1 protein-coding gene is annotated in these 384 nt (G+C 47.9%); it reads left to right on the forward strand.

What is annotated here, in order from left to right:
• The coding region (locus tag ACYVTD_RS17715) for a DUF711 family protein (RefSeq protein ID WP_461248936.1) at nucleotides 1-219 on the forward strand (219 nt) is incomplete at its 5' end.
• Nucleotides 220-384: the final 165 nt, after the last annotated feature.

The raw sequence follows: 384 nt of genomic DNA on the forward strand, positions 1-384 counted from the left end.
AAAACTCTGGACTCCGTAGCGAAAGAATTAGGCGTTGATTTTATCGGCGGTTTTTTCTCTCTTTTTTTTAAAAAGGATTTTTCTCTCGGTGGAAAAAATATTCGCTCCCCCCCTCCCGCCCTCTTTCCAACACCTCAAGTTTTTGCCTCTCTCCCTCTGTGCGCGGTAAAAAAAGGGCACAAACAGGGAGCGCTGCGGTTTTGGGGGGGAAAAATTTAAAAAAAACGGGAATCGGACCCGGAAAGAGAAAAAAAAAAAAATTTTCCGACCGGCGGGTTTTATCCCATCCCCCCCGGGGGGGGGAGAAAAAAAAAAGTGGGGGTTGTTCCTCCCCCCGCCATAGAGGAAACCGGGGTAAAAATTGTCGTTACCGCCGTATTCGAC

Source organism: Treponema sp. R6D11 (assembly GCF_054786075.1).